27 protein-coding genes are annotated in these 26,932 nt (G+C 68.2%); 7 read left to right on the top strand and 20 right to left on the bottom strand.

Going from position 1 to position 26,932, the window contains the following annotated elements:
• Nucleotides 1-22 precede the first annotated feature (22 nt).
• Entirely contained in the window at nt 23-895 is an 873-nt protein-coding gene (locus J0J01_RS09015; protein ID WP_296379935.1) for a hypothetical protein, read from the bottom strand.
• Between the two features lie 244 nt (nt 896-1,139).
• Here J0J01_RS09015 and J0J01_RS09010 point away from each other — a divergent pair, with 244 nt between their 5' ends.
• Nucleotides 1,140-2,453, top strand: coding sequence for a DUF3987 domain-containing protein (locus tag J0J01_RS09010; protein ID WP_296379934.1), 1,314 nt, complete (start codon nt 1,140-1,142; stop codon nt 2,451-2,453).
• 29 nt (nt 2,454-2,482) lie between these two features.
• Here the strand turns inward: J0J01_RS09010 and J0J01_RS09005 are convergent, their stop codons facing one another.
• Both J0J01_RS09005 and J0J01_RS09000 read right to left on the bottom strand, forming a co-directional pair.
• Nucleotides 2,483-3,235, bottom strand: a complete 753-nt coding sequence (locus J0J01_RS09005) for a phytanoyl-CoA dioxygenase family protein (RefSeq protein ID WP_296379933.1) — start codon at nt 3,233-3,235, stop codon at nt 2,483-2,485.
• A gap of 9 nt (nt 3,236-3,244) precedes the next feature.
• A complete protein-coding gene (locus J0J01_RS09000; protein ID WP_296379932.1) occupies nt 3,245-4,702 on the bottom strand; it encodes a 4-hydroxyphenylacetate 3-hydroxylase N-terminal domain-containing protein in 1,458 nt (485 codons plus the stop codon).
• An 85-nt stretch (nt 4,703-4,787) separates the two neighbouring features.
• Between J0J01_RS09000 and J0J01_RS08995 the strand changes: the two genes are divergently transcribed.
• A complete protein-coding gene (locus tag J0J01_RS08995; protein WP_296379931.1) occupies nt 4,788-5,615 on the top strand; it encodes an IclR family transcriptional regulator C-terminal domain-containing protein in 828 nt (275 codons plus the stop codon).
• Here the strand turns inward: J0J01_RS08995 and J0J01_RS08990 are convergent.
• The 9 genes from J0J01_RS08990 to cobT all read right to left on the bottom strand — a co-directional run bounded on the left by J0J01_RS08990 (nt 5,557) and on the right by cobT (nt 14,498).
• Complete coding sequence (locus J0J01_RS08990) at nt 5,557-7,410, bottom strand: sugar phosphate isomerase/epimerase and 4-hydroxyphenylpyruvate domain-containing protein (protein WP_296379930.1); 1,854 nt, start codon at nt 7,408-7,410, stop codon at nt 5,557-5,559. The genes J0J01_RS08995 and J0J01_RS08990 overlap by 59 nt on opposite strands.
• The gene (locus J0J01_RS08985; RefSeq protein ID WP_296379929.1) at nt 7,407-8,270 is read right to left on the bottom strand and encodes a shikimate dehydrogenase; all 864 of its coding nucleotides are present in this window, start codon (nt 8,268-8,270) and stop codon (nt 7,407-7,409) included. Before J0J01_RS08985 ends, J0J01_RS08990 begins: the two co-directional genes overlap by 4 nt.
• The gene (locus tag J0J01_RS08980; protein WP_296379928.1) at nt 8,267-8,998 is read right to left on the bottom strand and encodes an ABC transporter ATP-binding protein; all 732 of its coding nucleotides are present in this window, start codon (nt 8,996-8,998) and stop codon (nt 8,267-8,269) included. Before J0J01_RS08980 ends, J0J01_RS08985 begins: the two co-directional genes overlap by 4 nt.
• A gap of 1 nt (nt 8,999) precedes the next feature.
• A complete protein-coding gene (locus J0J01_RS08975; protein WP_296379927.1) occupies nt 9,000-9,740 on the bottom strand; it encodes an ABC transporter ATP-binding protein in 741 nt (246 codons plus the stop codon).
• The gene (locus tag J0J01_RS08970; protein WP_296379926.1) at nt 9,737-10,693 is read right to left on the bottom strand and encodes a branched-chain amino acid ABC transporter permease; all 957 of its coding nucleotides are present in this window, start codon (nt 10,691-10,693) and stop codon (nt 9,737-9,739) included. Before J0J01_RS08970 ends, J0J01_RS08975 begins: the two co-directional genes overlap by 4 nt.
• Nucleotides 10,690-11,568: a branched-chain amino acid ABC transporter permease gene (locus J0J01_RS08965; RefSeq protein WP_296379925.1), complete on the bottom strand. Its 879-nt coding sequence runs from the start codon at nt 11,566-11,568 to the stop codon at nt 10,690-10,692. Before J0J01_RS08965 ends, J0J01_RS08970 begins: the two co-directional genes overlap by 4 nt.
• A 99-nt stretch (nt 11,569-11,667) precedes the next feature.
• Nucleotides 11,668-12,807 (bottom strand): ABC transporter substrate-binding protein, encoded by a 1,140-nt coding sequence (locus J0J01_RS08960; RefSeq protein ID WP_296379924.1) that lies wholly within the window; start codon nt 12,805-12,807, stop codon nt 11,668-11,670.
• A gap of 69 nt (nt 12,808-12,876) precedes the next feature.
• The gene (locus J0J01_RS08955; protein ID WP_296379923.1) at nt 12,877-13,506 is read right to left on the bottom strand and encodes a TetR/AcrR family transcriptional regulator; all 630 of its coding nucleotides are present in this window, start codon (nt 13,504-13,506) and stop codon (nt 12,877-12,879) included.
• Nucleotides 13,503-14,498 carry a nicotinate-nucleotide--dimethylbenzimidazole phosphoribosyltransferase gene (cobT, locus tag J0J01_RS08950; protein ID WP_296379922.1) on the bottom strand — a complete coding sequence of 332 codons (996 nt, stop codon included), beginning with the start codon at nt 14,496-14,498 and terminating at the stop codon, nt 13,503-13,505. Before cobT ends, J0J01_RS08955 begins: the two co-directional genes overlap by 4 nt.
• An 81-nt stretch (nt 14,499-14,579) precedes the next feature.
• On the opposite strand from cobT, the gene cobS reads away from it, so the two are divergent.
• From cobS to J0J01_RS08925, 5 genes are all read left to right on the top strand, one after another.
• Nucleotides 14,580-15,395 (top strand): adenosylcobinamide-GDP ribazoletransferase, encoded by an 816-nt coding sequence (gene cobS, locus J0J01_RS08945; RefSeq protein ID WP_296379921.1) that lies wholly within the window; start codon nt 14,580-14,582, stop codon nt 15,393-15,395.
• A 28-nt stretch (nt 15,396-15,423) separates the two neighbouring features.
• Nucleotides 15,424-16,101: a histidine phosphatase family protein gene (locus J0J01_RS08940; protein ID WP_296379920.1), complete on the top strand. Its 678-nt coding sequence runs from the start codon at nt 15,424-15,426 to the stop codon at nt 16,099-16,101.
• The gene (locus J0J01_RS08935) at nt 16,098-16,952 is read left to right on the top strand and encodes a class I SAM-dependent methyltransferase (protein ID WP_296379919.1); all 855 of its coding nucleotides are present in this window, start codon (nt 16,098-16,100) and stop codon (nt 16,950-16,952) included. The genes J0J01_RS08940 and J0J01_RS08935 overlap by 4 nt, the downstream gene beginning before the upstream one ends.
• Nucleotides 16,952-17,524, top strand: a complete 573-nt coding sequence (cobU, locus tag J0J01_RS08930; protein ID WP_296379918.1) for a bifunctional adenosylcobinamide kinase/adenosylcobinamide-phosphate guanylyltransferase — start codon at nt 16,952-16,954, stop codon at nt 17,522-17,524. Before J0J01_RS08935 ends, cobU begins: the two co-directional genes overlap by 1 nt.
• Nucleotides 17,525-17,602: 78 nt before the next feature.
• Complete coding sequence (locus J0J01_RS08925) at nt 17,603-18,274, top strand: lipid-binding SYLF domain-containing protein (protein WP_296379917.1); 672 nt, start codon at nt 17,603-17,605, stop codon at nt 18,272-18,274.
• Nucleotide 18,275: 1 nt separating this feature from the next.
• Here the strand turns inward: J0J01_RS08925 and J0J01_RS08920 are convergent, their stop codons facing one another.
• From J0J01_RS08920 to J0J01_RS08885, 8 genes are all read right to left on the bottom strand, one after another.
• A complete protein-coding gene (locus J0J01_RS08920; RefSeq protein ID WP_296379916.1) occupies nt 18,276-19,367 on the bottom strand; it encodes an ABC transporter ATP-binding protein in 1,092 nt (363 codons plus the stop codon).
• Between the two features lie 3 nt (nt 19,368-19,370).
• The gene (locus J0J01_RS08915) at nt 19,371-21,113 is read right to left on the bottom strand and encodes an iron ABC transporter permease (RefSeq protein ID WP_296379915.1); all 1,743 of its coding nucleotides are present in this window, start codon (nt 21,111-21,113) and stop codon (nt 19,371-19,373) included.
• A 10-nt stretch (nt 21,114-21,123) separates the two neighbouring features.
• Nucleotides 21,124-22,173, bottom strand: a complete 1,050-nt coding sequence (locus J0J01_RS08910) for a substrate-binding domain-containing protein (protein ID WP_296379914.1) — start codon at nt 22,171-22,173, stop codon at nt 21,124-21,126.
• A gap of 70 nt (nt 22,174-22,243) precedes the next feature.
• Complete coding sequence (locus J0J01_RS08905; protein ID WP_296379913.1) at nt 22,244-23,578, bottom strand: Rieske 2Fe-2S domain-containing protein; 1,335 nt, start codon at nt 23,576-23,578, stop codon at nt 22,244-22,246.
• Nucleotides 23,579-23,845: 267 nt separating this feature from the next.
• Nucleotides 23,846-24,502 (bottom strand): CoA transferase subunit B, encoded by a 657-nt coding sequence (locus J0J01_RS08900; RefSeq protein WP_296379912.1) that lies wholly within the window; start codon nt 24,500-24,502, stop codon nt 23,846-23,848.
• An 11-nt stretch (nt 24,503-24,513) separates the two neighbouring features.
• The gene (locus tag J0J01_RS08895) at nt 24,514-25,215 is read right to left on the bottom strand and encodes a CoA transferase subunit A (RefSeq protein ID WP_296379911.1); all 702 of its coding nucleotides are present in this window, start codon (nt 25,213-25,215) and stop codon (nt 24,514-24,516) included.
• A 151-nt stretch (nt 25,216-25,366) separates the two neighbouring features.
• Nucleotides 25,367-26,143, bottom strand: a complete 777-nt coding sequence (locus J0J01_RS08890) for an ABC transporter ATP-binding protein (protein ID WP_296379910.1) — start codon at nt 26,141-26,143, stop codon at nt 25,367-25,369.
• Nucleotides 26,136-26,930: an ABC transporter permease gene (locus J0J01_RS08885; RefSeq protein ID WP_296379909.1), complete on the bottom strand. Its 795-nt coding sequence runs from the start codon at nt 26,928-26,930 to the stop codon at nt 26,136-26,138. Before J0J01_RS08885 ends, J0J01_RS08890 begins: the two co-directional genes overlap by 8 nt.
• Nucleotides 26,931-26,932 lie beyond the last annotated feature (2 nt).

Raw genomic sequence — 26,932 nt, 5'->3', positions numbered from 1 at the left:
GTCGCTGACAGCTCCAGCCGCGTCACCTCGATCTTGAGCCCCATGCTGTCCTCCGCCGCAATACGCCGACCGGAGACACAGAATCGAACATTGCAGCGAAGGGAAACTCAAATCTCGCAAGAGTCAGGATTTTCGTCGGCTGGTATAAGATCTCGTCCGGCTCGAGGCCGAATTGTTTCACGAGCGGATGTCGGGAAGCTGTCTGCATGACAGCGGAATCTTGCGTCTGCACCCGGGCCCGGGAGGTCGGGAGAGCCAACCGTTGAGATTCTGCCAAGATGAGGCGGTTTCCAGGATCAAGCCCACGCGCTGCACGCTCGAATCGGACGAGATCAAGAAGCTTTTCTTTGGTGACTCCGATCAAAGTTTCCACACGAGGCGCGTCAATCGGTGAGCTTCGCTTGATTCGTTGCCATGTGTGCCAGCCTCGATCCAAGACGGCCTCCGCGTGCTCGTCTTTGAATTCCAGCCTGATGAAGAACTTTGTGGGACTGTGGACGATCGGGTCGGCCGATATGCAAAAGCCGCTTTTTGGATCGATGCCTATAAGAAGGGTTGTGAACATGCCCGACGGGTCTTGCCAGAGCTCATGGCTGTTCACGTCGGCATAGTCCTCCTTGCTTCCATATTTGATCTGAAAGCTTCTCTCATCAGCAGGACGGTTCTTCGTTGGCGTACGAGTCGCAAGGAACGCGTATGCAACGACGCCCATCCGCTCCCGGCTGGGAGTCTCGAAGACAACGATAAACGGTGCCTCTTCCGGGGAAGAGATATGGATGATCCTGCAGCCGGAGCTGGTAAGAGCGCTCGTCATGTATTCCACAAGAGGGGCGCGCGCCTTCGCGTTGACACGATAGGTTCGCAATCCTCGTACGAGCGAAGCGGGACGGCTCACGAAGTGATGTTATCACAACGCTCTCAAGCAAAGCAGTTGGACCAGAATCTCGTCCCATTGCCTCGACCAGCCCCCTGTGGATAACACATCCGGACGGAGCCGCTTTATGGGCATTGGAACGGAAAACTCCGCTTGATTCTCCACGCGGATTTTCGCGTCCAATGCCCATAATAGGTGTTCTCCTTACGCGCCCGTAGACTCCGCGCGCACGGCGCCATTGGTCGGCGCCGAAGGAGTACGCGTCATGTCCATCGCCAATCCCGAGGTCGCGGAGACGGCCTGCGCGCCGTGGCCCGAACTCGATCGGCGTTTCCTGCAAAGGGAGCGCCGGGCCGTCCCGCCGCCGTTTCCGCTCGAGGTCATTCCCGAGGCGTGGCGGTCCTGGATCGAGGGCTACGCGCTGGCCTCGACCTGCATCGACTACGTCGCCCAGGCCCTGCTGGCGGCGGTGTCGGCGGTGTGCGGGTCGCGCATGGTGGTCGATGTGACGCCGCATTGGCGCGAGCCGCTCGTCCTGTGGCAGGCGCTGGTCGGCGCGCCGTCGACCGGCAAGACGGCGGCGCTGGTGGCCGGGCGCCGTCTGCTCGGCAGCGTCAAGGCACCGCCCGATCCGCCGGTCGTCGAGGAGAAGCCGCCGCGCGACGGACCGGTGCTGACGGCGTGGATGCTGGATCGCGGCCTCTCGCGCTGGTTCGACGATTGCGACTGGCTCGGCGCGATGTCTCGCGACAAGGAGGACCGTCCCGTCGTGGTCGCCGGATGGACCGGAGATCCGTCGCATTGCGCCAAGTTTCTCGAAGTCGGCAAGCGCGACGCCCGCTGGGCCAAGTCGATCCTCGGCACCCTGCAGGCCGACCGGCTGGCGGAGACGCTGAGCGGCGTCGATGACGGCCTGTTGTCGCGCCTTCTCTATTGCTGGCCGGTGCCGGGGCTCGACGCCCGGCTGGACCGCGCGACTGGCGAAGGCGAGACCGTGTCCCGGCTGCTGCAGCGGCTGGTCGACCTGCCCGGCACCATCTGCGAGCCGGCCACGCTTGCGCTGGAGGACGCGGCCATCGATCGCCTGCAGGCGCTGCTGCCGCCGTTGCGGGCGTTCATGCGCGAAGCCGACGGCGCGGAGGCGGCGTGGATCGGCAAGGCGGCGGGCACCATCGTCCGCCTCGCCGGGCTGCTCAGCCTGATGGACTGGGCCGCGGGCGATGCCCGGGTACCGTGCACGACCGTCGACGAGCGGCATGTCGAGCGCGCGCACGCGCTGTGGCGCGACTACTACTGGCCGCATGCCCAGGCGGTGTTCGGCCAGGCGTCGCCGACGATCGCCGAGCGCCGGGTCCGGCGCGTCGGCCGCTGGCTGCAGCGCACGCGGCCGCAAGTGGTGTCGCGTGAGGACGTCCGGCGCGAGGCGCTCGGCGATACCGCCAATGCCGAGACGGCGGAGAGCGTGATCGAACGGCTGGAGCAGTACGGGGTGGTGCGCCTGATCCCAACGCAAGCAGCCCGCAGCGGCGGTCGGCCCCGGCGCCGCTGGGAGGTCAATCCGGAACTATGGGCAGGTTAGCGCGGTTTCCGAGGTTTCCGCTGCCCTCTTCAGGATCGCCGGAAATACGACCAGGGGTCGCGCATGAAAGCGAGCCGCGCCTGCGCCTGGGTCGCGGGCTCGACCAAGGGCCGGGCGACGCGCCGCTGGTAGAGCATGTCGCGCCGGCGGTCGGAGGCGTTGGTCGAGACGCCATGGATCAGGAAGCCGTGCGCCACCACGAGGTCGCCCGGCTGCAGATGCGACACCGCCATCGGCGCCCCTTCGGCCAGCAGCGCACGCAGGGTGGCCAGCTTCACCTCGCCCCAATGGACCGGCGCATCGGTGGGCTGGCGCCGGAAGGCTTCGGCGAAGCGCTCATGCGAGCCCGGCAGGACATGCAGGCCGCCGGCGCTGTTCTGATCGACCGGCGTCAGCGCGACGCCGAACAGCAGGTTGAACACCGCGAGCGACGGACCGCGGCCGCCGTCGATATGGAAGTGCTTGCCGATGCCGCCGTCGGATCGGTAGCCGGGCAGGGTCGAGGCGAGCTGCAGGCGGTCGCCCAGCCGCACCGACTCGAGCAGCGCCTCGGCCAGCGGGTCGAAGATCTCGGCGGCGATCGCCAGGAAGGCGGGATGCTCGCTGCGATGGATCTCGCGCCACAGCTCGGTCGAGCCGATCTTCCAGCCGCCGTCGGGATGGCTGTCGTTGAGCGCGGCCGCCGCCGCCTGGGCCGCGCGCAGGCGCGGGCCGACGACCGCACCGGCGACCACGATGTAGCCTTGCCCGATCAGCTCTTGCCAATGGGTCGCGCCGAACATGGCGCAGGGTTACGCCTGCAGGAGCCTCTGCACCAGCGCCTCGCAGTCCTTCGTGATCGGGCTGGCGAACCAGCGCTGCGCGTTGATCTCGGGATCGCCGGAATAGAGGCGCTCGTAGAGGCCGGCGCGGCTGCCGAACTCCGTCCCGGTCATGTCCCAGGCGAGCTTGACCAGCTCCAGCCGGCGGCGGGCATCGATGTCGGGGCCGATCAGCCACTGGTCCATCAGCGGCTGCACGTCGGGATGGGCATAGTCGGCCTCGGTCATCGCCAGCACGCCGGAGCCCGCGGCGATGCGCAGCACGTCGGCCGCCTTGGTGTTGGCGTAGGGGAAGAAGAAGTTGATCGCGGCATTGGCCGGGCTGGCGAGCGCCGTGGGCTCGCTGAGGCCGTCGCCGTGGATGCCGGTCTCGCCGCGCTCGAAGGCCTCGACCCGCCGCAGGGTGTCGGCGATGGCGCCACTCCGGATGCCTTCGGCGATGGCGACCAGGGCGATCAGCTCGCCGATCGCCGCCTGGAAGCGCGGCAGCTTGTCCCGGCCGTTGGCCTTGGCGATCGCCGTCGCCATGCCGGCGAGGAAGCGCAGCTTCATGGTCGAGCGGGTGCAGGCCTGGATCGAGGTGTAGCCGGGCCGCACGCGCAGCAGGTTGTTGTAGGCCTCGAGGTCGCCGTCGATCACCACGCGCTCGTTCGGCACGAACACCTTGTCGAACATCAGGATGGCGTCGCCCTCGTCGAACCGGCTGCTGAGCGGCCGGTCGAAGGCGCCGTGGCCCTGGTGAAAGCTTTCGCGGGCCAGCGTGGTGAGGCCCGGCGCATTCATCGGCACGACGAAGGCCAGCGTGTATCTGTCCTCGCCCGGCTTGCGCGGGTAATAGGGGCCGACGTAGCACTCGTTCGACACGGGCGCGAGCGTCGACAGCATGCGGCAACCGCTGACCACGATGCCATCGTTCGTGCGCTCGACCAGGTGCACCGCCTGCGCCGGCGCATCGAGGGTCGAGCGGTCGGATTGCGGATCGATCAGCGCGTGGGTGACCTGGGCGTCGGTCTCGCGGCACAGCTCGACGAGGCCCTGCGCGCGTGCCGCCGCCTCGGTGCGGCCCATCAGGCGCAGCGCCACTGCGTTGTCGACCAGGAAACCCGACATGAAATCGGTCAGCCGCCCCATCAGGCCGAAGGTCCGGAGCGCCCGGAGATGGAAGCAGCCGGCGAGCTGCTTCAGCTCGTCGTGCGTCTTCGCCTCGAGGTAGGTCTTGCTTACCGCATCGCCGGTCGATGGCGAGCGATAGGTGAGGATGCCGCGATATTTTGGATCGTGCTGGTCGTCGTGCAAGCCGGCGATGGTGCCGATGATGCCCTGCAAAGGTGCATAGGCGGTCACGTCGGTCACGACCTTGCCGTCGATATGGAGCTTGCGCCCGTCGCGCAGCGAGTCGACGTACTGCTTTCCCGTCTTGATCGGCATGTCTCGCCTCCGTGGTCCCTATCCTCGCGGACTCGGGCTTGGCTTCCAGCGGGGAATCTGAAATGTTCGCGAGGCGAACATCGACATGACACACCGTTCCGTCCGCTCCCTGTCGCGCGGCCTGGCGCTGATCCGCGAGCTCAATGTCGGCGGCCCGCTGAGCGTCCTGCAGCTCGCGCAGCGCAGCCGCCTCCACCGCACGACCTGCTACCGCCTGCTGCAGACCCTGCAGGCCGACGGCTTCGTCACCTTCGACCGCGCGAGCGCGCTGTTCGGCCTGACCGCCCAGGTGCGGATGCTGAGCGACGGCGTCTCGACCCGCGACCTGTCGAGCCAGGCGGCATTGCCGCCGATGTTCACCCTGCTCGACGAGGTCTCGTGGCCGAGCGACTTCGGCGTGTTCGACCAGGGCACGGTCCTGATCCACGAAAGCACGCACTCCTTCAGCCCGCTGGCCGTCCATCGCTCGATGGTCGGCCGCCGCCGGCCGTTCGTGCGCAGCGCGCTCGGCCGCGCCCTCCTGAGCGCCGCGCCGCCGGCCCTGCGGCGCGAGATGCTGGAGATCGTGGCCGCGTCGGCCCCAGAGGAGGCCGCGATGGCGAAGGATCGCGCACTGATCGACCGATTGCTGTCGCAGACCCGCAAGGCGGGGTACGCCTGGTCGATTGGCGAGACGGAGGCTGGTATCAGCGCCATCGCCCTGCCGATCGAGGGCCGGCCGGTACTGGGCGCGCTCAACCTGGTGTTCTTCAGCTCGGCGATGACGCCGGAGATCGCGGCGCGGCGCTACCTGCGCAGCATGAAAAAGGCTGTGCAGGCGATCGAGAAGCGCTGGCGCTCATATTCCTCTCCCCCTATCGGGGGAGAGGAGAAGAAAGCCGCGCCTGCGCGGCGAGCCGGACCGGCGCGTTGACCGCGCCGTAGCCGCGATAGCCGATGCGTTGGACGATCTCGAAGAAGAAGCGCTGGTCGAAGGTCTCGGTATAGACCTGCAGATATTCCGCGTCGCCCTCGCGGTCGTAGAGGATGTTGTGCGCGCGCAGGGCCATGAGCCGGTCGGGCGAGAGGTCGGTCTTGGCTTCGAGGTCGTCGTAGTAGTTCTCCGGGATCGGCAGCAGGCGCACGCCGTTCTTCTCGAGCTGCGCGATCGTCGCCATCAGGTCGTGGGTCGCGAGCGCGATGTGCTGCACGCCCGAGCCGAACAGCTCCGACAGGAAGCGCGAGGACTGCGTGCGCTGGCTCTGCGAGGCGTTGAGCACGAAGCGCACCCTGCCGTCGGCCGCCTCGATCACCTGGCTGCGCACCAGACCGCCGGGATCGGCGACTTCCTGCGGCGGCACTTTGTCGAGGTCGAGCAGCGAGGTGTAGAACAGCAGCCAGCTCAGCATCTCGTCGTACTGCATGGACTGCGAGATGTGATCGACCCGTGTCAGGCCGGCCTCGTTACCGGTGTCGCCGGTCGGCGCGAACTCGATCTCCCAGACGCGGCCGAGGTCGCTCGCCTCGTCGAGGAAGTAGATCAGGCTGCCGCCGACGCCGCGCACCGACGGGATGTCGAGCTCGCCGGGGCCGACAGCCTGGTGGAACGGCTGGTCGAGCAACAGGGTGGCGCGCTCGAAGGTCTGGGCGGCGTTCCCGACGGCGAGGCCGAGCGCGCACACCGCCGAGCCGTGCACCAGGTTGAAGGAATGGGCGAAGCCTTCCTTCTCGCGGTTGACCACGAGGTTGATGTCGCCCTGGGTCCAGCGCGTCACCTGTTTGGAGCGGTGCTGCCCGGCGCGGCGGAAGCCCAGCCCGGCCAGCAGCGCTTCCAGCCGCGGCGCGTCCTGGTCGTCGGCCGAGAACTCGATGAAGCTCACGCCCTCGGCCCTGGCGCGCGGCGGCAGCGCGAGGGTGCTGGTGCCGAGCTGGTCCATCATGAAGCGCAGCGAGCGATGGCCGTCGATCGCCACGCTGTGCGCCGAGCCGGCGCGGAACTGGTCGTTGAAGATCTCGAGCGACAGGGCGTCGTCATAGCTCGTCGACTGCAACGCCCGCATGAAGTCGAGCACCGGCAGCTCGCCCTGGCCGGGGAAGTTGCGGAAGTGGCGGCTCCACGACAGGTAATCCATCTGCAGCCGGGGCGCGTCGGCGAGCTGCACCAGGAAGATGCGATCGCCCGGGATCGAGCGGATGGTCGAGAGATCGGTGCCGCGCGCCAGGATGTGGAAGCTGTCGAGCACCAAGCCGACCGCCGGATGGTCGGCGCGGCGCACCGCCTCCCAGGCATCGCGGTAGTCGTTGATGTGACGACCCCAGGCCAGCGCCTCGAAGGCGATGCGCAGGCCGCGCCTGGCCGCGCGCTCGCCCAGCTCGCGCAGGTCGGCGGCGGCACGGTCGATGCCGCCGAGCGACTCCGGAGAGACGTTACTGCAGATCATCAGCAGGTCGGTGCCGAGCTCCTGCATGGTGTCGAACTTGCGCTCGGCGCGGGCGAAGGCGCGCTCGCGCTGGCCGGCCGGCATGCCCTCGAAGTCGCGAAACGGCTGCAGGGTGACGATGTCGAGGCCGAGCTCGCGGCAGGCATTGCGCCCGTCGGCCGGCGTGCCGTTGAAGGTCACGAGGTCGTTCTCGAAGATCTCCACCGCGTCGAACTTTGCCGCAGCGATGGCGTCGAGCTTCTCGCCCAGGGTGCCGCTCAAGGAAACCGTCGCGATCGAGGTCTTCATGCGAGTCCTCCTGCGGTTCGACGTTCTGCCGCCGCTGCGAAAATGCGCTTCAGGCGCGCGATGTCGGGCGTGCGTCCCGCGAAGTGCCGGAAGGCGTCGGCCGCCTGATGCACGCACATGCCGGCACCGCCCATGGTGAGGGCCTTACGCTTCTTGGCGGCCTTCAGGAACTCGGTTTCGAGCGGCGTATAGATCACGTCGGCCACGAGCTGGCCGGCGCGCACGACCTCGGGCGTCATCGGCAGGCCGGGATGGCCTTGCATGCCGATCGGCGTGGCGTTGACGATGAGGGCGGCTGCGGCTGCGGCGGCCGCGGGCTCGGGCGCGTCGAGCGGCTGGGCGCGCTCGCCCAGGTCGGCGCAGAGCTTGCGCGCGCGGTCGTGGTCGCGGTCGTAGATGCGCAGCGAGGCGACGCCGAGGTCCAGCAGCGCGAAGGCCACGGCGCGGCCGGCCCCGCCGGCGCCGAGCTGCAGCGCCCCCTGGGCGTGTGCGGCGTCCTTGCCGAAGGACTCGGCGAAGGCGGTGCGGAAGCCCGAGCGGTCGGTGTTGTGGCCGGTGGTGCGGCCACTGGCGTCGATCACCACGGTGTTCACCGCGCCGATCTGCCGAGCCTCGTCGGACACGTCGTCGAGCAGCGGGATCACCGCCTCCTTGAACGGGAAGGTGACGTTGACGCCGGCGAAGCCCGCGGTGCGCGCCGCCGCCAGCAGCTCGGGCAGGGTGCGGCCGGGCAGAGTGTCGACGTCCATCAGATGGTAGTGGCCCACCATGCCGATGGCCGCGAAGGCGTCCTCGTGCAGGGCCGGCGACAGCGACTGCTGGATGTTGGCGCCGATCAGGCCGACAAGGATGCGGTTCATGCGGCCAGCCCTCCGCCCAGGAAGAGCTGGGCGATGCGCGGATCGGCGAGGATCGCTGCGGCACGGTCCTCCATGCGCGTCTGGCCCTGCTCCAGCACCAGGCCGTAGTCGGAGATCGCCAGCGCCTGCCGCGCGTTCTGCTCGATCAGCAGGATGGTCATGCCGCCATCGCGCAGCGCCTGCAGGATGCCGAACACCTCCTGCACCATCAGCGGCGACAGGCCGATCGACGGCTCGTCGATCAGCATCAGCTTGGGCTCCAGCAGCAGCCCGCGCGCCACCTCGAGCAGCTTCTGCTGGCCGCCCGACAGGGTCGAGGCCTGGGCGTCGGCCTTCTCCTTCAGCATCGGGAAGCGTGTCATCATCGCGGCCATGCGGTCGGGCAGGCCGGACGGGTCGGCCAGCGTCACGCCGCCCAATTCGAGATTGTGCCTCACCGACAGCTCGGGAAAGAGGTTGCGGCCCTGCGGCACGTAGCAGACGCCTTGGTCGAGCATGCGGCGCGGCGCCAGGCCGGTGGTGTTCGCACCGTCGAAAGTGACCGTGCCGGACCGCACGCCGAGCAGGCCGAAGATGGTCTTGAACAGGGTCGATTTGCCGGCGCCGTTGGGGCCGATCACGGTCGTGATCGCGCCGCGCTGAATGCTTGCGGAGAGGCCGTTGAGGATCGTCATGCGGCCGTAGCCGGCGACGATGTCCTGCAGGGTGAGGATCGGATCGTCCGCCATGTCAGTGCCCCAGATAGGCTTCGATCACGGCGGCATTGGTGCGCACCTCGGCCGGGGAGCCCTCGGCGATGATGCGGCCCTCGGCCAGCACGATCAGGCGGGTGCAGAGCGACATCACGAATTCCATGTTGTGCTCGATCACCACGAAGGTGGCGCCAACCCTGTTGATCTCGGCGAGGCGGTCGCGCAGGCCGGCCAGCATGGTCGGGTTGACGCCGCCTGCCGGCTCGTCGAGCAGCACCAGCCGGGAGCCCGACATGAAGGCCATCGCGGCATCGAGCAGCTTCTGCTGGCCGTAGCTCAGGCTGCCGGCCTGCTCGTGCGCCAACGCGCCGAGGCGGAAGAACTCGAGCATGCGGTCGGCCTCGGGGCCCAATCCCGCATCGCGCGCGCCGAACAGGCGGCCGAGGCGCGAGCCGCGATGCTCCTGGCCGGCGAGGATCAGGTTCTCGCGCACCGTGAGCCGCGGGAAGACCTGCAGGAGCTGGAAGGTGCGGCTGACGCCGAGCCTGTTGAGGGTCGAGGGGCGCAGGCCGGTGACGTCGCTTCCGTCGAGCGCAACCGTGCCGGCGCTCGGCAGGAGCTGGCCCAGGATGCAGTTGAACAGCGTCGACTTGCCCGAGCCGTTGGGGCCGATCACGCCCAGGATCTCGCCGTCGCGGACGTCGAAGCTGACGCCCTGCACCGCGGCCACGCCGCCGAACGCCTTGGAGAGGTCGCGCACTTCGAGGCGGGCGGTCACGGCTGCCTCTTGCGCACGGAGACCCTTGCCAGGCCGACGATGCCGCCGGGGAACAGCGCCATCATGATCATGACCAGCGCGGCGTAGATCAGCAGGTACCAGGTCTCCCAGGCGCGCAGCCATTCGGGCAGCAGCACGGCGACGCCGGCGCCGACGAACGGGCCTGCGAAGGTGCCCGAGCCGCCGATCACCACCATCAGCATGAACAGCAGCGACGGCCCCAGCGCGAACGGGCTGGGATCGATGAACTCGACCAGCGGCGCGTAGAGGCTGCCCGCCATGCCGCCGTAGGCGCAGCCGAGCGCGAAGGCGAGCAGGGTGTAGAGGCGGACGTCGACGCCCAGGCTCTCGGCGCGCAGCGGGTTCTCGCGCAGGGCGGTGAAGGCGCGGCCCCACGGCGATTGCACGATCCACCACAGCACGAAGGTCATCACCGCCGTGATCGCCAGCACGAACCAGTAGAAGGTCTGGGCGTTGCGCAGCTTGAGGCCGAACAGGATCGGCCGCTCGATGTCGCGCAGGCCCATGACGCCGCCGGTGATCGCCGTTTCGTTGCGGAACACCAGCCAGCACAGCACGGAGAAGGCGAGGGTGACGAAGGCGAGGTAGTGTTTCTGGACGCGCAGAGCCGGGAAGCCGAGCGCGATGCCGATCACGAAGGTCAGCAGGCCGGAGGCGGCAAACGAGATGCCGAACGGCACGCCGTGCTTGCCGGCGATGGCGGTGAGATAGGCGCCGATGCCGACGAAGGCCGCTTGCGCCAGCGTTTCCTGGCCGGCGTAGCCCACGATCAAATTGACGCCCATGGCGGCGATGGCGGTCACCAGCCACAGCGTCAGGATGTAGGTGCCATAGCGCTTGAGGCCGGGATAGGGGAGGCCGAGACCGGTCAGGTCTGCCGGCACCAGCGCCAGCACGACCAGCAGCGCGAGCGCGATGAGGAAGGTCCTCATACCGCGCGCTCCTCTTTGCGGCCGAGCAGGCCCTGCGGTCGGAACAGGATCACCAGCACCAGCAGGATCAGCGGGATGGCCTGGCGGTAGGCGGTCGAGACATAGGCCGCCGCGAGATTGTCGAGCACGCCGACCAGCAGGCCGCCGGCGATCGCGCCGCGTACCTGGTTGAAGCCGCCGACGATGGCGGCGACGAAGGCGATCAGGCCCAACGTCTCGCCGTTGGAGAACTTGGCGAGGTAGATCGGCGAGACCAGGATCGAGGCCATCGCCGCCAATCCGGCATTGATCAGGAAGGTGTAGAGGATCATGCGCTCGACCGGCACGCCCAGGATGCGGGCGACCGTCGGATTCTGCGCCGTCGCCTGCATCTGCCGGCCGGTGCGCGTGCCGGCGAGGAACCATTGCAGGCCGCCGATCGTGATCAGCGCCACGACCAGCACGCCGATCTGGGCGAGCGATATCGTGACGCCCGGCAGGAGCGTGACGTTGCGGTCGGGCAGCAGGGTCGGGAAGACTTGCGCTTCGGCGCTATAAATATCCTTCACCGACTCCTTCAGGATGATGCCCAGCGCGATGGTCGAGATGACCAGCGGCAGCACGCCGCGATTGAGCAGCGGCCCGACCACGGCGTAGCGGAAGGCCGCACCCAGCAGCAGCATCGACATCAGGATCGCCACCACCAGGGCGGCGACGTAGGGGATGCCGAGCTTCATCGCGATCAGCGCGAAGAAGGCCGGCACCATGACGAACTCGCCCTGGGCGAAATTGATGGTCTGCGAGGTCTGCCAGAGAAGCGTGAAGCCGATCGCCGCCAGCGCGTAGATCGCGCCGGTGGCGAGGCCGGCGATCAGGAGCTGGAGGAGATCGGTCATTGCCTGTCGTCCTGAGCGTAAGCGAAGGACCTCATGGCGCTGGCAGCATGAGATCCTTCGCTCCGCTCAGGATGACAGAAATTCTTCATCTGCCCGCTGTTACTTCTTCAGCTTGGGCAGCGTCTCCGTGATGACCTGCTTGCCGTCCTTGACCTCGCCCAGGAACGAGATGCGGTCGATCTCGCCTGACTCGTCCCAGGTCGCCTCGATCAGGATGCCGGGCACCTTGTCGGGCGTGATGGTCAGGCCGTGCAGCGCGGCGGCGATCGCCTTGCCGTCGAGCTTGCCGGCCTTCTCGGCCGCGGCCTTGATCATGTAGGGCGCGATGTAGCCCTTGACGCCGTTGTGGTCGGGCTTCGACTTGTACTTGGCCTCGTACTTCCTGCCGAACTCCTGGATCGCCGGGACCGGCGCGTCGACGGTCAGGCCGACATGGCCCTTGACGCCGTTGGCGGCGTCGCCGGCCAGCTCGATCACCTTCTGGCCGAGCAGCGTGGTCTCGCCGATCAGCGGCTTGTTCAGGCCCTGCTTCTTGGCCTCGCGCAGGAAGCGGGCGCTCTCCTCCTCGTTGAGGTAGACGAACACCGCGTCGGCATTCGCGCCCTTGACCTTGATCACGTCGGCGGCGAAGTCGGCCTGGCCTGCCTCGGTCGAGACGTCGGCGACGACCTTGATGTCGCGCGCGCCGAGCTCCTTGACGATGGCGTCGCGGCCGCCCTTGCCGAAGTCGTTGTTGACGAACACCACGGCCACGCTCTTGGCCTTGATGCCGTCGCGCAGGTAGTTGGCGATCTTGGGCATCGACACGTTCTGGCCGAACGAGGTGCGGAAGATGTACTTGCTGCCCTGCGCCGTCAGCGGACCCGCCTCGCCGCCCATGATCTGCGGCACCTCGGCCTCGGCCGTCATCTTCAGGGTGGCGCTGACCGAGCCCGAGTAGATCGGGCCGAACACCGCGACCGGCTTGTCGTCGAGGGCGCGCTGCATGGCGGCGCGGGCCTTGCCGGGGTCTGACGCGGTGTCGACGAACTCGAGCTTGATCTTCCTGCCCAGGATGCCGCCCGCGGCGTTGATCTCTTCCACGGCCATGCTCGAGCCGTTCTTCCACATCGCACCGACGGTGGCGCCGCCGCCCGACAGCTCGATGATGTTGGGGATGACGATGTCCTGCGCCGCCGCGGTTCCCGCCCACAGCCCGGCCGCGGCCAGGCCCGCGAACGCCCACTTCAAGCCCATCATATTTCCTCCACTACGCTCTTATGCCCGACAAATGTACCGTTTGGTTCATTTTGTCAATTCGGGCTGGAGTCAGGGGCGGACGTGCCGGAGGATCATCCCGACGATCTCATCCCGCCGCGTCGCCAGAGCCTTGGGCGAGCTCATGTCGCGCTTGAAGATGGTGGAGAAGGTGGCGCGGTTGGCGACGTTGAAGATGCCGAGCGCGCTGATCGTCATGTGCAGCTCGATCGGATCGATGCCGCGCTTGAAGGTGCCGTCCTGCTCGCCGCGCGCCAGGATGCGGCGCACCGCGTCGATCACCGTGACGTTGAGCTTGCCGATCGCCTTCGACCGCTTCATGTGGACGCCGTCCATGATGTTCTCGTTCATCACGAGACGCACGAACTCCGGATGGGCGTGGTAGTAGTCGAAGGTCGAGGCGACCAGCGTGGTCAACGCCTGCTCGGGCGGCTGGTGCTCCAATTCGAGCGTCGATTCTTGTCGGCGGATCGCCGAGTAGGCGGCTTCCAGCACGGCGAGGTACAGCCGCTCCTTGCTGCCGAAATAGTAGTAGATCATGCGCTTGCTGGTGCGCGTGCGGTTGGCGATCGCGTCGACCCGCGCGCCGCTGTAGCCGCGCTGCGCGAACTCGGCCGTGGCGACCTCGAGAATGTTGCGGCGGACGCCGTCGGGATCGTTGGTCCGGCGCTTGCGGGTCATGCCTTGCCGCTGACGCCCGCCTCGGCGAAGGTCGCCATGCCGTTGTGGCAGGCGCAGGCCGCCTTGAGGATCGGCACGACCAGGGCTGCACCCGAGGCCTCGCCCAGGCGCATGTCCATGTCGAGCAGCGGCCGCTGGACGATCTTGTCGAGCAGCCGCGCATGGCCCGGCTCGGCCGAGCGGTGGGCCACCTTGCAGTGATCGAGCGCGCGGCGGTCCGCCGCGAACAGGACGGCGGCGGCGGCCGTGCAGGCATAGCCGTCGAGCAGCACCGGGATGTGGCCCATGCGGGCGGCGACGATGGCGCCGGCGATCGCCGCGAGCTCCTCGCCGCCGACGGTCGCCAGCAGCGTGAGCGGATCGTGCGCGGCGATGACATCGCGATGACGGGCCAGCGCCTCGTCGATCACCGCGATCTTGTTCTCGAGGACGGCGCCCTGGACCCCGGTGCCGGGGCCGGCCCAGTCGGCGCCGCTGCCGCCGAACAGCGCCGCGCACAGGGTGGCCGCGGCCGTGGTGTTGGCGATGCCCATCTCGCCCAGGCACAGCACGTCGATGCCGGGCTCGGCGGCCATCATGCCGTAGGCCATGGCATTGGCCGCGCGCGCCTCGCTCATGGCGGGCACCTGGGTGAAGTCCTCGGTCGGATGCCCCGTATCGAGCTCGTAGATGCGCAGGTCGGCGTCAATGGTGCCCGCGAGCTGGTTGATAGCCGCCCCGCCGGACAGGAAGTTTTTCACCATCTGCTGGGTGACTTCCGGCGGATAGGCCGAGACGCCGCGCCGGGCCACGCCGTGGGTGCCGGCGAACACCGCGATGCGCGGCCGCTCGATGCGCGGCTGGGCGCGACCCTGCCAGGCGGCCAGCCATTCGGCCAGCTCCTCCAGCCGGCCGAGCGACCCCGGCGGCTTGGTGAGCTCGGTCTGGCGGGCCACCACCTTGGTCTGCGCCTCGAGGTCGGGTCCCGGCAGGTCGCGCAGGATCCGGCGCATTTCCTCGAAGGACGGGGCAGAGCCGGAGGTCGAAGGAGGGGCGTTCATAGCGGGCGCGGACCATCCTATATTTGCCCTACCATGACCAGCCCCCACGACTTCGACGGTCGATCCCTTGGCGCCCGGCCCTCCTCCTTCGACGACTGGCTGCAGGCCTTCAAGGAGCAAGCGACCTTCTTCACCGGCATACGGTTGGAGACGGGCATCCCGCGCTGGCAGCTCGCCGACGTGCTGCCGGTCCTGCCCTTCATCGGCGCTGCGGTCGGGCTCGCCGCCGGGCTGGTGTTCGCGATCATGCGCGGCCTGGCCGGGCCCGGCTGGCTCGCCGCCGTGCTGGCGGTCGGCGCCGCCGTCCTGATCACACGCGCCCTGCACGAAGACGGCCTGGCCGACACCGCCGACGGCCTCGGCCCGCATGCGCTCGAGCCGCCGCGGCGGCTGGAGATCATGCGCGACAGCCGCAACGGCACCTTCGGCGTGCTGGCGCTGGCGCTCTCGGTGCTGGTGAAGGTGGCGTGTCTCGCGCCGCTGTCCGGATCGACTGGGTTGGTCGTGCTGATCGGCGCGCATGCGATGTCGCGCGCGATGCTGGCCTATCCCTTGCTCGCCTATTCGCCGGTGCATGCCGACGGCCTCGGCGCGCAGGCCGGCAAGCCGACCGACAACGATGTCTGGCTGACGATTGCGATCGGCGCGGGCGTCGCCTTCCTGCTGCTGCTGGGCAAGGGCTTCTTCGTCGCGATCCTGGCGCCGGCCGCGGCGATCGGCGCGGCGTGGTACGCCTCGCGCTGGATCGCGGCCCGCCTCGGCGGCTATACCGGCGACACCCTGGGCGCCGTGCAGCAGAAGGCGGAGATCGCCTTCCTCGTCGTCGCGGCCCTCTTCCTTTCTCATTAGGCTGCTGCATCACTAGCAAGGAGTTGTCATGGCGCTGGCGCCCAAGAATACGGGACTGGTGACGCGTTGGTGGTGGGTCCGCCACGCGCCGGTACCCAATCCGGAAGGCCGCTGCTACGGCCAGTTCGACAAGGATTGCGACGTCAGCAACGAGACCTTGTTCAAGCACCAGGCGAAGATGCTGCCCAGGGGCGCGGTCTGGTACTCCTCCAACCTGCTGCGGGCGCGCAAAACCGCCGAGTATCTCGGCCGCGCCGGCGCGGAGTTCGGCGAGGTCGCGATCGATCCCGATCTTGCCGAGCAGTCGTTCGGCGACTGGCAGGGTCTCACCTACGCCGAGATCACGGACAAGCCGGGCAACGGCCATCTGTTCTGGCTGGCGCCGCCGGACTTCCGGCCGCCGGGCGGCGAGAGCTTCAGCGACCTGCGCGAGCGCACCGTGCGCTCGATCGAGCGGCTGACCGACAAGTATCGCGGCCGCGACATCGTGGCGACGGCGCATGGCGGTACGATCCGCGCGGCACTTGCACATGCCTTCAACATGCATCCCGAGGCGGCGGTGCGCTTCGAGATCGAGAACGTGTCGATCACCCTGATCGAGCATTTCGAGCTCGCCGATCCGGCGCATGCCTGGAAGGTCGCCTTCACCAACTACATGCCGCGCGAGATCGTGATCCCTGCGCATGGCGGCGGCAGCAAGGCATGAAGACCAAGGACGAGCTGGCCGCCGAGCAGGCGACCTACTGGAAGGGTGCTGGCGGCACGATGTGGCTGGGTGCGTACGACCGCATCCAGCGCGGCATCCAGGGCTTCGGCGAGGCGGTGCTCGCCGCCGCCAACGCCCAGCCCGACGAGCGCGCGCTCGACATCGGCTGCGGCACCGGCGGCACGACGGCGGCGCTGGCCGCGGCGGTCGGCGCCAAGGGCCATGTGCTGGGCGTCGACATCTCCGAGCCGCTGGTGGCGGCGGCCCGGGCGCAGGGGCTCGCCAACACAGCGTTCGCGGTCGGCGATGCGACGACCTGGCCGTTCGAGGCCCAGTCGTTCGATCTGGTCTTCTCGCGCTTCGGCGTGATGTTCTTCGGCGACCCGGTCGCGGCGTTCACCAACATCCGCCGCGCGATGAAGCCCGGCGGCCGGCTGGTCTTCATCTGCTGGCGCACGCCGCCCGAGAACCCGTGGGCCGCGGTGCCGATGCGCGCCGCCCTGCCGTTCCTGCCGCCGATCGAGCGGCCGGGGCCGGAGGAGCCCGGCCAGTATTCCTTCGGCGACCGCGCGCGGGTCGAGCGCATCCTCGGCCAGGCGGGCTTCACCGGCCTGTCGATCGAGCCGGTCGACCTGATGCTGAACCAGGGCAAGGACATCCCGTCGGTGATGCAGAACATCGGCGACTTCGGCCCCCTGGCGCGGGCGTTCAAGGACGTGGCGCCCGAGCAGATCGCCAAGGCGAAGGAAGCCATCGCCGAGGCGCTGAAACCCTACGCGACGGGGGACGGCGTGAAGCTCGCCGGCGCCTGCTGGCTGGTCCGCGCGCGAGTCGACCAGAGAAGGGCCTGATGGAGCATGTCAGGGCCTTCCCGTTGCCGCCGGTGACGCTGGTGCTGGGCGGCGCGCGCTCGGGGAAGAGCACGCACGCCGAGAAGCTTGCCAGCGGCAGCCTGAACGGCGGCGAGCCGCAGCCCGCCGTCTACGTCGCCACCGCCCAGGCCGGCGATGTCGAGATGGCGACCCGTATCGCCGCCCATCGCACCCGCCGCGGCTCGAACTGGAGCACCATCGAGGAGCCGCTGAAGCTCGACGAGGCGCTGGCCTCGGCGGCGGCGCACGGCTGGCCGGTGCTGGTCGATTGCCTGACGCTGTGGCTCAGCAACGTCATGCTGGGCGGCGGCGACGTCGACGAGGCGACCGACGACCTGGTGCGCGCCCTCGAGGGGCTGGGCGTGCCGGTGGTCTTCGTGAGCAACGAGGTCGGGCTGGGCGTCGTCCCCGACACGCCGCTGGGCCGCGCCTTCCGGGATGCCCAGGGCCGGCTGAACATGCGGATGGCCGAGCGGGCCGACCGAGTCATTTTGATGACCGCGGGCTTGGCCCTCACTTTGAAGGACCGGCCCGCCCCAATTCGGCCCTGAATCGTGGTATGATTCGGCTATCGTGGCCCTGAAGGCGCTCCCTCGGTGTCGGTCACGATCCAAAAAGGAGCCGAAACGATGCTCGATCGCCGATCCGTCCTGGCTGGGACCGCGGCCGCCCTTCTTTTGCCGACCGTGGCGTACGCCGACGCCAAGCGCCAATCCTTGGTCGACCAGAGCCTGCGCTCGGCCAGCAAGGTGCTGAGCGGCAAGGACTATCCCGACGTCCTCAAGCTGATGCCCAAGGCCCGCGGGGTGATGATCGTGCCCGAGCTGGTGCAGGGCGGCTTCATCATCGGCGCCGCCGGCGGCCGCGGCGTGCTGATGAGCCGGGTCAACCCGGGCAACTGGAGCTACCCCGCCTTCTACGGCATGGGCTCGGGCAGCGTCGGCCTGCAGGTCGGCGGCAAGGTCAGCGAGATCGTGTTCATCATCCTGACCGAGAAGGGCCTGCAGGCCATCCTCGACCACAAGTTCAAGTTCGGCGCCGAGGCCGGCGTCACCATGGTCGCGGTCGGCGCCGGCATCGAGGGCGGCAGCACGGCGGCGCTGGGCACCGACATCGTGGCCTTCTCGAGCTCAAACGGCCTGTTCGCCGGCGCCTCGCTGGAAGGCTCCTACATCGACGCCGACGACGACTGGAACGCGCTCTATTACGGCTCCGGCGCCACCGGCAAGGCGATCGTGGTCGACCGCCGCTACACCAACCCCGGCGCCGAGCCGCTCCGGCAGTTCCTGGCCAAGTGGTGAGCTAGCCCGCCGCGAACAGGATGCAGCGCTCCGGCCTGATCGCGATCCACGCGCGGTCGCCGGGCTGGGCGCTGACCGACGGGTGCACGACGGTGCGCAGCAGGGTCGATCCCAGCCGAAGCTGGTATTCGCTCATGCCGCCCTGGAAGACGACCCGCTCGACTGAGCATTCGATGGCGCCGCCGGCGGGATCGAGATGCGTCGTCACGTCCTCCGGCCGGAAGATGACGTCGACCGCCGCACCCGCCGACAGGGCGACGCGCGACGGCACGCGGATCTCGACGGCTCCCTCCGCCAGCACGACGGTCGCCAGGCCATCGCCTGCTTCGATGACCCTGCCGCGCAAAAAGTTCGCGCTGCCGAGGAAATGGGCCACCGTGCGGTTGTCGGGCTGGCCATAGACCTCGCGCGGCGCGCCGCTCTGCACGATGCGCCCGGCCGACATCACTGCGACGGTGTCGGACATCGCCAGCGCCTCGGACTGGTCGTGGGTGACGTAGAGCGTCGTCACGCCGGTGCGCCGGATCAGCTCCTGCAGCTCGAAGCGCATCTGCTCGCGCAGCTTGGCGTCCAGATTGGAGAGCGGCTCGTCGAGCAGCAGCAGCTTGGGCCGGCGGACGAGGGCGCGGGCGAAGGCGACGCGCTGCTGCTGGCCGCCCGACAGCTTGGTCGCCTGGCGGCCGGCGAAGTCCTCCATGCCGACCAGGCGCAGCGCCTCCAGGACACGCGCCTTGATCTCGGGCGCGCCGAGGCGCGGCCGCGCCACCTTGAGCGGATAGGCGACGTTGGCGAACACGTCCATGTGCGGCCAGATCGCGTAGGACTGGAAGACCAGGCCGATGTCGCGCTCGAAGGCCGGCGCGTGGAGGCCGCGCGCCGTGTCGGTCACGACTTCGCCGCCGATCGAGATCGAGCCGCCGTCGGGCTCCTCGAGCCCGGCGACGCAGCGCAAGGTCGTCGACTTGCCACAGCCCGATTCGCCCAGCAGCGTGTAGAAGCCGCCGGCCGGGATCTCGAAATCGATGCCCTTCAGCGCCTGGAAGCTGCCGTCGGCGGTGGCGTAGCTCTTGGTGAGGCCTCGGACGGTCAGCATCTCTCAGGCGTCTCCCTGGCGGGACAGCAGTTGGCGGCGCAGCACGAAGATCACCGGCGCGACGAACAGCAGGATCATCGTCCCGACCGCGGCGGCCTGCGCGGTCTGCCGGTCGGACTGCAGCTTCCACATGATCACGCTCAGCACCCAGTTGTCCTGCGACTGCAGGATCATCGGGATGGTGAACTCGCGGAAGCCGACGATGAACAGCAACAGGAAGCTCGCCATCAGCGAGGGCGCCAGCAGCGGCAGCACCACGCGGCCGATCGTGTCAAGCCAGCGCCCGCCCGACGCTATCGAGGCTTCTTCCAGCTCGGGATGGATCTGGATCAGCGCCGCGCGCGACAGCCGGGTCGAGACGGCGAGACGGTAGGAATAGGCGAGGACCAGGATCCACACCGTGCCGTAGATCCCGATCGGGATGGTGAGATGCAGGATCATCACCGCAAAGCCGGTGATGACGGCCGGGATGCCGATCGACAGGAAGCTCACCACGTCGAGCGCGGCGCGGCCCGGGAAGCGCAGGCGCAGGATCTGCCAGGCCAGCAGCGCGCCGATCAACGTGATCAGGCCGGCGCTGAGGCCCGCAACGACGAAGGTGTTGCGCACCGCCGGCCAGAAGCGGTTGTCGGCGAGCAGGGTGCGGTAGGCGTCGAGCCCTACGTCGTTGCTGCCGCCGGCGAAGCTCGTCCAGACCAGCACGACCGCCGGCAGGAGGGCGGCGACCAGCAGGTAGAAGCCGACGAAGGCCAGCGCCGGCACGCGCCAGCGTCCGAGCGCGTAGCGGGTCGGCCGGTAGCCCTTGCCGGTCACCGTCACGAAGCGTTCGGCGCGGCGGATCAGGTGGTTGTAGACCAGCAGCAGCGCGATCGCGGCGACCAGGAACAGCAGCGCCACCGCGGCGGCCTTGCCGTAGGCCGGCAGCTCGTCTTCCGGGTTGAGGTCGAAATAGAGCCGGGTGCTGAAGACGTTGATGCGCGCCGGAAAGCCGATGATCAGCGGCATCTCGAACTGCTCGAGCGCTACCAGGATGGCCAGGATCAGCGGTGCCAGCACGCCGGGTCGCAGCACCGGCAGGGTGACCCGGAAGAAGGTCGTGATCGGCCGCGCACCCGAGGCGCTGCTGGCTTCCTCGAGCGACGGGTTCATGGTCCGCATCGCAGCGCCCAGCAGCAGGAAGACGAACGGCACCGAGGCGATGCCCTGGCACAGGATCAGCCCGGCCATGCTGAAGATGTCGATCGGCCCGTTGCCCTCCAGCCCGAGAAGCGCGCGCAGGGCCACATTCACCCAGCCGGCGTTGGGGGCGAACAGCAGGGTCCAGGCGAAGGCCATGACGATGCCCGGCACCAGCAATGGGAACAGGATGACGGTGAAGATCGTGGTGCGCCACGGCAGGTCGGTGCGCTCGACCAGCCAGGCCAGGGTGAAGGCGGTGAAGAAGGTCACCACCACCGAGCCCAGCACGAAGATCGCGGTGCTGGGCAGCACGGTGGAGAGCAGGTTGGTGCCGAGATAGACCTCGAGCAGGTTGTCGACGGTCCAGTGCGCGCCCGGTTCGAACGGCAGCAGGTCGCTCGGGCCGCGGAAGGCGGTCGACAGCAGCGCCAGCAAGGGCGCCATCACCAGGTAGAGCGCGGCGAGGGCCGCGAAGGTGACGGCGATGCCGCCGACCCAGCCGAGCTGGCCGCGCCTTCTGCGCCGCGCGACGGGAACGGCCGTTGCTGGTTCGGCCTGGACCGCCATTTAGCCTTACCTAACCTTGGCCGCGGACGATCGACATCAGCTTGCGGTAATACTCGGCACGCTGGTTCATCGTCTCGACATCCTCGTAGATCACCTTGGCGCCGGCCGCCTTGATCTCCTTGGCGAGCGGCGAGTTGGAGTTGGCGCGGATGTCGGCCTGGCCGGCCAAGCTCTCGTAGAGCATCTTGGCTTCGGGGGAGATCAGCCAGGCGATCAGCAGCCGGGCGGCGTTGGGATGCGGCGCCTGCTTGACCTGGCCCAGCACGAACTGCGTCGCCGGCACCATCTCCATGATGCGGTAGCCGACATTGAGGCCGTCCTTGTTCATCAGGAAGCCGCCGCTGACGCTCTCGGCGACCGCGAGCTGGCGCTCGCCGGTCTTGAGGAAGTTCGACACCGGCGAGGTGGTGACCAGGAGCTTGCGCTGCTCGATCAGCGTCTTGATCCACTTCTCGGTGCGCTCGAGCCCCCAGTCGATGGCGAGATAGCCGCCGAGCCGCGGCAGCAGGAAGCTGTCCGACACCAGCTTGTCGTTCCATCGCGCATCGAGCAGCCCGTCCCACTGGCGCGGCACCTGCTCCTCGCCGAGCTTGGCCTTGGCGTAGAGCGGTGCGTAGACGTAGTTGTGATTGCAGACCGCTTCGCCGTCCCAGAAGATGTCGCGATCCTGCGCGCCGTACTGGCGCCAGTCCTGCTTCACCAGCAGCCCGCGCTTCTGCACCTCGAGCGTGCCGCCGAGCGAGAAGGTCCAGACGTCGGTCGCGTACCGGCCGGCGCGCTGCTCGGCGATCAGGCGCGAGCTCGCCTGCTGGTCGCCCAGCCAGGTCACCTTGACCGCCGGGAAGCGCTTGGCGAACTCCGCCGGGATCCATTGCACCGACGGCGCGCCGGGCGCCCAGATCGTGACCTCGCCCTCGGGCTTGGCCTTCTCGTAGAGCTCGGCGAGCTGCGGTGAGACGCCCTGGGCCGGCTGCGCCGATGCGCTTCGGATCCAGGGCGCGCCGAGCGCCAGCGTGCCGATGACGGCACGGCGCGACGGGCGGACGGAGTTGTCCTGCATGACGTGTCCTCCTTGTCTTGCATTTCGCGCGCGCCGCTTGTGTCGCGGCGTCGCGCCCGTTCGGCCGTCGCTACTCGGCGGCTTGCAGCAGGAAGCCGGCCGGGCTCTGCGCCTTGCGCAGCTCCTCGGCATAGGCGTCGAGCCAGTCGACCGTGTCGGAGCAGACGAACGATCCGCCGCGCGCGCCGCGCGTCAGCTCGGGCCGGTCGACGGTCGCCGGGACCGTGCCGTCCTTCTGATGCGCCTGCGCCGCGGCGACGATGCGCCGGCGGGTGATGGCGATCATGCGATCGCTGACCGCGAGATTCTCGAAGCCGCGGTCGACGATGCCTTCGTCCGGGCCTTCCATGCTCTCGACCATCGCCTGGTCCTGCTGGCCGATGCCCTGGATGCCGGAGAACGACTTTCCGCTCGCCTGCTCCTCGCGGTCGATCAGGTAGTCGTTGTCGCGATTGGCCTTGAGCCGCCAGCGGCCCAGCCAGTCGGTGGTGTCCGGCAGGAAATCGCGGATCAGCGCCGCGCCCGGGATGGTGCTGCCGTCCTTGAGCGTGCGCAGCGCGATGTCGCGCTTCGACCAGGCGCAGACGTAGGTCATGGTGTGGCTGTCGTCGAGCGGCACCGACAGCGTCGCCTGGATCATGTTGCCGAAGGTGCCGTCGGGCACCAGCGCGAAGCACGGGAACATGTAGTGGGCGAAGCGATGGAAATGGCTGCCGGGACCGGCCGGACGATAGGCATCGTACATCGTGCCCCAGTCGGTCTCCTTGACGTGGTAGCGCGGCGCGCGATCGAGCACGCCCCAGCGGTGCATGCTGTCGGGATCGACGTCGTCGGCCTGCACGCCGCCGACATGCAGGAAGCCGAAATGCGAGGTGTCGATGTCGCCTTCGAGCGACTGCAGCCAGTTGCAGTCGCGCATGTGGCACATGACCATCCGCTCGTCGTCGGGAAGGCTCAGCACCTCGAGCGCCGGCAGCGGCGGCGGCACCTTGCGCTTGCCCATGTAGACCCAGACGATGCCGCCCTTCTCGGCGACCTTGTAGGCCTTGGCCTTGACGCGATCGGTGAAGCGCGCGTCCTCGGGGAGGTTCGGCTGGTCGAGGCAGTTGCCGTCGACGTCGAACTTCCAGCCGTGATAGGCACAGCGGACGCCGCCCTCTTCGTTGCGCCCGAAGAACATCGACGCGCAGCGATGCGGGCAGCGGTGATCCATGATGCCGATGCGGCCCTGGCTGTCACGGAAGGCGATCAGCTTCTCGCCCAGCAGCTTCAGGCGCGTCGGCGTGGCGTCGGGTTTCAGCTCGTTCGGTAGGCAGGCGGGAATCCAGTATTCCCGCATCAGCTCGCCCATCGGCGTGCCCGGACCGACCCGGGTCAGGATGTCGTTGTGCTCCATTGACAACATTCCGGCGTTCCTCCTCGATTTCGTACGTTGTCCGTACGTTGGTACGATTATAGCGCGCCTGTGCTTCGACTACGACTCGACTCTCCTTTTCAGTGCTTCGTTCGTGGCGCGAGACCGCGTTCCTCCCCCGTCATCGGGAGAGGTGTCAGCGTCTTACGCTGACGGAGGGGTCGGAGGCCGCAATGTGTGACTCATGACCCCATCGCCTTCGTATGACGAGGGCACTTCCCCTTGCCGGACTCCGGCAAGGGGAAGAAGGCTGATGCTTTACGCTTTGACGGTCGGTCCGATGGTGAGAGCGGCCTTGGTCTTGGCCTTGATCTCGTCGACGGTGACGCCGTCGGCGAGCTGCACCAGCGTGACGCCGCCCGGGCCGTGCTTGTCGATCGAGAACACGCCGAACTCGGTGATCACCATGTCGACCACGCGGCGGCCGGTGAGCGGCAGGGTGCACTCCTTCAGGAGCTTCGACTGACCGTCCTTGGAGACGTGCTCCATGGTGACGATCACCTTCTTCACGCCGGCGACCAGGTCCATGGCGCCGCCCATGCCCTTCACCATCTTGCCCGGGATCATCCAGTTGGCGAGGTCGCCGTTCTCGGCGACTTCCATCGCGCCCAGGATCGACAGATCGATGTGGCCGCCGCGGATCATCGCGAAGCTGTCGGCCGAGCTGAAGTAGGACGTGCCCTTGACCTCGGTCACGGTCTGCTTGCCGGCATTGATGATGTCGGGATCGACCTGGTTGTCGAGCGGGAAGGGGCCGACGCCCAGCATGCCGTTCTCCGACTGCAGGGTGATGTCGACGTCTTCCGGCACGTAGTTGGAAACGAGCGTCGGGATGCCGATGCCGAGATTGACGTAGAAGCCGTCCTTCAGCTCCTTGGCGGCGCGCGCCGCCATCTGATCGCGGGTCCAGGCCATGGTCGGTCTCCTCAAGCCTTGCGAATGGTGCGTTGCTCGATCTTCTTGTCGTACGGCGCGCCGCAGAAGATGCGCTTCACGTAGACAGCCGGCGTATGGATATGGTCGGGATCGAGCTGGCCGACCTCGACCAGCTCCTCGACCTCGGCGACGCACATCTTCGCGGCGGTCGCCATCATCGGGTTGAAGTTGCGCGCGGCCTTGCGGAACACGAGGTTGCCCGACTTGTCGCCCTTCCACGCCTTCACCAGCGCGATGTCGCCGAACAGGCCGCGCTCCATGACGTATTCCTCGCCGTCGAAGGTCTTGGTCTCCTTGCCCTCGGCAACCTGCGTGCCGACGCCGGTCTTGGTGTAGAAGGCCGGGATGCCGGCGCCGCCGGCGCGCACGCGCTCGGCCAGGGTGCCCTGCGGGTTGAATTCGATCTCGAGCTTGCCTTCGAGATAGAGCTTGGCGAAGGTCTTGTTCTCGCCGACGTAGGACGAGATCATCTTCTTCACTTGGCCGGTCTCGAGCAGCAATCCCAGGCCCGCGCCGTCGATGCCGGCATTGTTGCTGACGCAGGTCAGGCCCTTCACGCCTGAGTCTCGCACTGCCGCGATCAGCTTGTCGGGCACGCCGACAAGGCCGAAACCGCCGCACATCAGCATCAGATCGTCGCGCAGCAGGCCGTCGAGCGCCGCCTTCGCGTCCTTGTAGACTTTGTTCGCCATGTCATCCCTGTCTTCTGCCTCCCCATTCAGATGGGGAGGTGTCGCCGTCATACGGCGACGGAGGGGTCATAGGCAACAATCGAGACTGCGGCCCATGACCCCTCCGCCCGCGTATGACGCGTGCACCTCCCCATTTGAATGGGGAGGGATTTTACGCGGCCGCTTTCTTGCCGTGGTGGCTGTGCAATTTCGCGCCCAGCGCGCGGCGGATGGCGTTGAATTCGGGGCTGGCGACGTCGCGCGGCCGCGGCAGGTCGAGGGCATTGTCGCTTTCGATGCGGCCGGGGCCGGGTGTCATCACCACGACACGGCCGGCAAGGAAGATCGCCTCCTCGATCGAGTGGGTCACGAACACCACCGTCAGGCCGGTGCGCTCCCAGATCTCGAGCAATTCGTCCTGCAGGCGCTCGCGGGTCATGGCGTCGAGCGCGCCGAACGGCTCGTCCATCAGGACCAGCTGGGCGTCGTTGGCCAGGACGCGGGCGATCGCCACGCGCTGCTTCATGCCGCCCGAGAGCTGGTGCGGATAGGCCGACGCGAACTTCTGCAGGCCCACCAGCTCGACGAACTTGTCGGCGATGGCATTGACCTCGCTCCGGGGCAGGCCGCGCGAGGCGGGGCCGAAGCCGATGTTGTCGCGCACCGAGAGCCACGGAAACAGCGCGTAGTCCTGGAAGACCATGCCGCGCGTCGGATCGGGCCCGTCGATCGGCTTGCCCCACATCAGCGCCTCTCCGGCGGTCGGCTGCTCGAAGCCCGCCATGATGCGTAGCAGGGTGGACTTGCCGCAGCCCGAGGCGCCGATCAGGCAGACGAACTCGCCCTTGGCGATGGTGAGGTTGGCGCCGGCGAGCGCGTGGATCGTCTGGTCCTGCAGCTTGAAGACCTTGTCGACGCCCTTGATCTCGATGATCGGGAACTCAGCCATGGTGGGTGAGGCTCCAGCGCAGCAGGCGGTTGCCGGTCGCCACGACGATGCGGTCCGAGATGTAGCCGGCGACACCGATCACGATCATGCCGCAGATCACGAGCTCGGTGCGCGACAGCGTGCGGCCGTCCATGATCACCGCGCCCAGGCCCTGCGGCACGCCAGTCATCTCGCCGACCACGATCACGAACCAGGCGAGACCGAGGCCCAGCCGCAGGCCGGTGAAGATCGACGGCGTCGCGGCCGGCAGCACGACCTTGAAGAACTGCGCGTTGCCCTTGCAGCCCAGCATCGACGCCGCCTCGAACAGCTTGGGATCGACCGAGCGCACGCCGAACACGGTGTTGAGCAGGATCGGATAGAAGGCGCCGAGACAGACCAGCGCGAAAGCCGACTTCGCGCCGAGGCCGAACAGGATCATCGACAGCGGCAGCCAGGCCGTCACCGGGATCGGCCGCATCAACTGCAGGAAGGGATCGAGCACCATGCGCGCCGCCGGGATGCGGCCGATCAGCAGGCCGATCGGCAGCGCGAACATCGCGGCGAGCGCGAAGCCGCCATAGACACGGCTCATCGACGCCAGCAGGTGCGTCAGCAGCGTCGCCGAGTAGGCATCGTCGTAGATGCCGCCCCAGGCGAAGTCGACCATGTACTCCGCGACCTGGTACGGCGTCGGGATCAGCCGGGTCCACTGGTTCGCCGTCGCCATCTGCCAGAAGGCGAGCAGCAGCAGCGGCACGATCAGCGCGAGCGCCGTCGGCTTGAGGCGGCGCCAGGCGGCAGTCATGG

It is taken from the genome of Reyranella sp. (assembly GCF_017305915.1).
Classification (GTDB): domain Bacteria; phylum Pseudomonadota; class Alphaproteobacteria; order Reyranellales; family Reyranellaceae; genus Reyranella.
Note: the sequence above shows the minus strand (reverse complement) of the source record. Positions and strands in the feature narration are given on the sequence as shown.

Coding starts and splice junctions, on each gene's coding strand:
- J0J01_RS08925 (WP_296379917.1), top strand. CDS start 17,603: ATGCTCGATCGCCGATCCGTCCTGGCTGGGACCGCGGCCGCCCTTCTT.
- J0J01_RS08910 (WP_296379914.1), bottom strand. CDS start 22,173: ATGCAGGACAACTCCGTCCGCCCGTCGCGCCGTGCCGTCATCGGCACG.
- J0J01_RS08885 (WP_296379909.1), bottom strand. CDS start 26,930: ATGACTGCCGCCTGGCGCCGCCTCAAGCCGACGGCGCTCGCGCTGATC.
- J0J01_RS08960 (WP_296379924.1), bottom strand. CDS start 12,807: ATGATGGGCTTGAAGTGGGCGTTCGCGGGCCTGGCCGCGGCCGGGCTG.
- cobS (WP_296379921.1), top strand. CDS start 14,580: ATGACCAGCCCCCACGACTTCGACGGTCGATCCCTTGGCGCCCGGCCC.
- J0J01_RS08955 (WP_296379923.1), bottom strand. CDS start 13,506: ATGACCCGCAAGCGCCGGACCAACGATCCCGACGGCGTCCGCCGCAAC.
- J0J01_RS08940 (WP_296379920.1), top strand. CDS start 15,424: ATGGCGCTGGCGCCCAAGAATACGGGACTGGTGACGCGTTGGTGGTGG.
- J0J01_RS08990 (WP_296379930.1), bottom strand. CDS start 7,410: ATGAAGACCTCGATCGCGACGGTTTCCTTGAGCGGCACCCTGGGCGAG.
- J0J01_RS08995 (WP_296379931.1), top strand. CDS start 4,788: ATGACACACCGTTCCGTCCGCTCCCTGTCGCGCGGCCTGGCGCTGATC.
- J0J01_RS08905 (WP_296379913.1), bottom strand. CDS start 23,578: ATGTTGTCAATGGAGCACAACGACATCCTGACCCGGGTCGGTCCGGGC.
- J0J01_RS08985 (WP_296379929.1), bottom strand. CDS start 8,270: ATGAACCGCATCCTTGTCGGCCTGATCGGCGCCAACATCCAGCAGTCG.
- J0J01_RS08890 (WP_296379910.1), bottom strand. CDS start 26,143: ATGGCTGAGTTCCCGATCATCGAGATCAAGGGCGTCGACAAGGTCTTC.
- J0J01_RS08920 (WP_296379916.1), bottom strand. CDS start 19,367: ATGCTGACCGTCCGAGGCCTCACCAAGAGCTACGCCACCGCCGACGGC.
- J0J01_RS09000 (WP_296379932.1), bottom strand. CDS start 4,702: ATGCCGATCAAGACGGGAAAGCAGTACGTCGACTCGCTGCGCGACGGG.
- cobU (WP_296379918.1), top strand. CDS start 16,952: ATGGAGCATGTCAGGGCCTTCCCGTTGCCGCCGGTGACGCTGGTGCTG.
- J0J01_RS09005 (WP_296379933.1), bottom strand. CDS start 3,235: ATGTTCGGCGCGACCCATTGGCAAGAGCTGATCGGGCAAGGCTACATC.
- J0J01_RS08900 (WP_296379912.1), bottom strand. CDS start 24,502: ATGGCCTGGACCCGCGATCAGATGGCGGCGCGCGCCGCCAAGGAGCTG.
- J0J01_RS08915 (WP_296379915.1), bottom strand. CDS start 21,113: ATGGCGGTCCAGGCCGAACCAGCAACGGCCGTTCCCGTCGCGCGGCGC.
- J0J01_RS09010 (WP_296379934.1), top strand. CDS start 1,140: ATGTCCATCGCCAATCCCGAGGTCGCGGAGACGGCCTGCGCGCCGTGG.
- J0J01_RS08970 (WP_296379926.1), bottom strand. CDS start 10,693: ATGAGGACCTTCCTCATCGCGCTCGCGCTGCTGGTCGTGCTGGCGCTG.
- J0J01_RS08935 (WP_296379919.1), top strand. CDS start 16,098: ATGAAGACCAAGGACGAGCTGGCCGCCGAGCAGGCGACCTACTGGAAG.
- cobT (WP_296379922.1), bottom strand. CDS start 14,498: ATGCGCCGGATCCTGCGCGACCTGCCGGGACCCGACCTCGAGGCGCAG.
- J0J01_RS08965 (WP_296379925.1), bottom strand. CDS start 11,568: ATGACCGATCTCCTCCAGCTCCTGATCGCCGGCCTCGCCACCGGCGCG.
- J0J01_RS08895 (WP_296379911.1), bottom strand. CDS start 25,215: ATGGCGAACAAAGTCTACAAGGACGCGAAGGCGGCGCTCGACGGCCTG.
- J0J01_RS08980 (WP_296379928.1), bottom strand. CDS start 8,998: ATGGCGGACGATCCGATCCTCACCCTGCAGGACATCGTCGCCGGCTAC.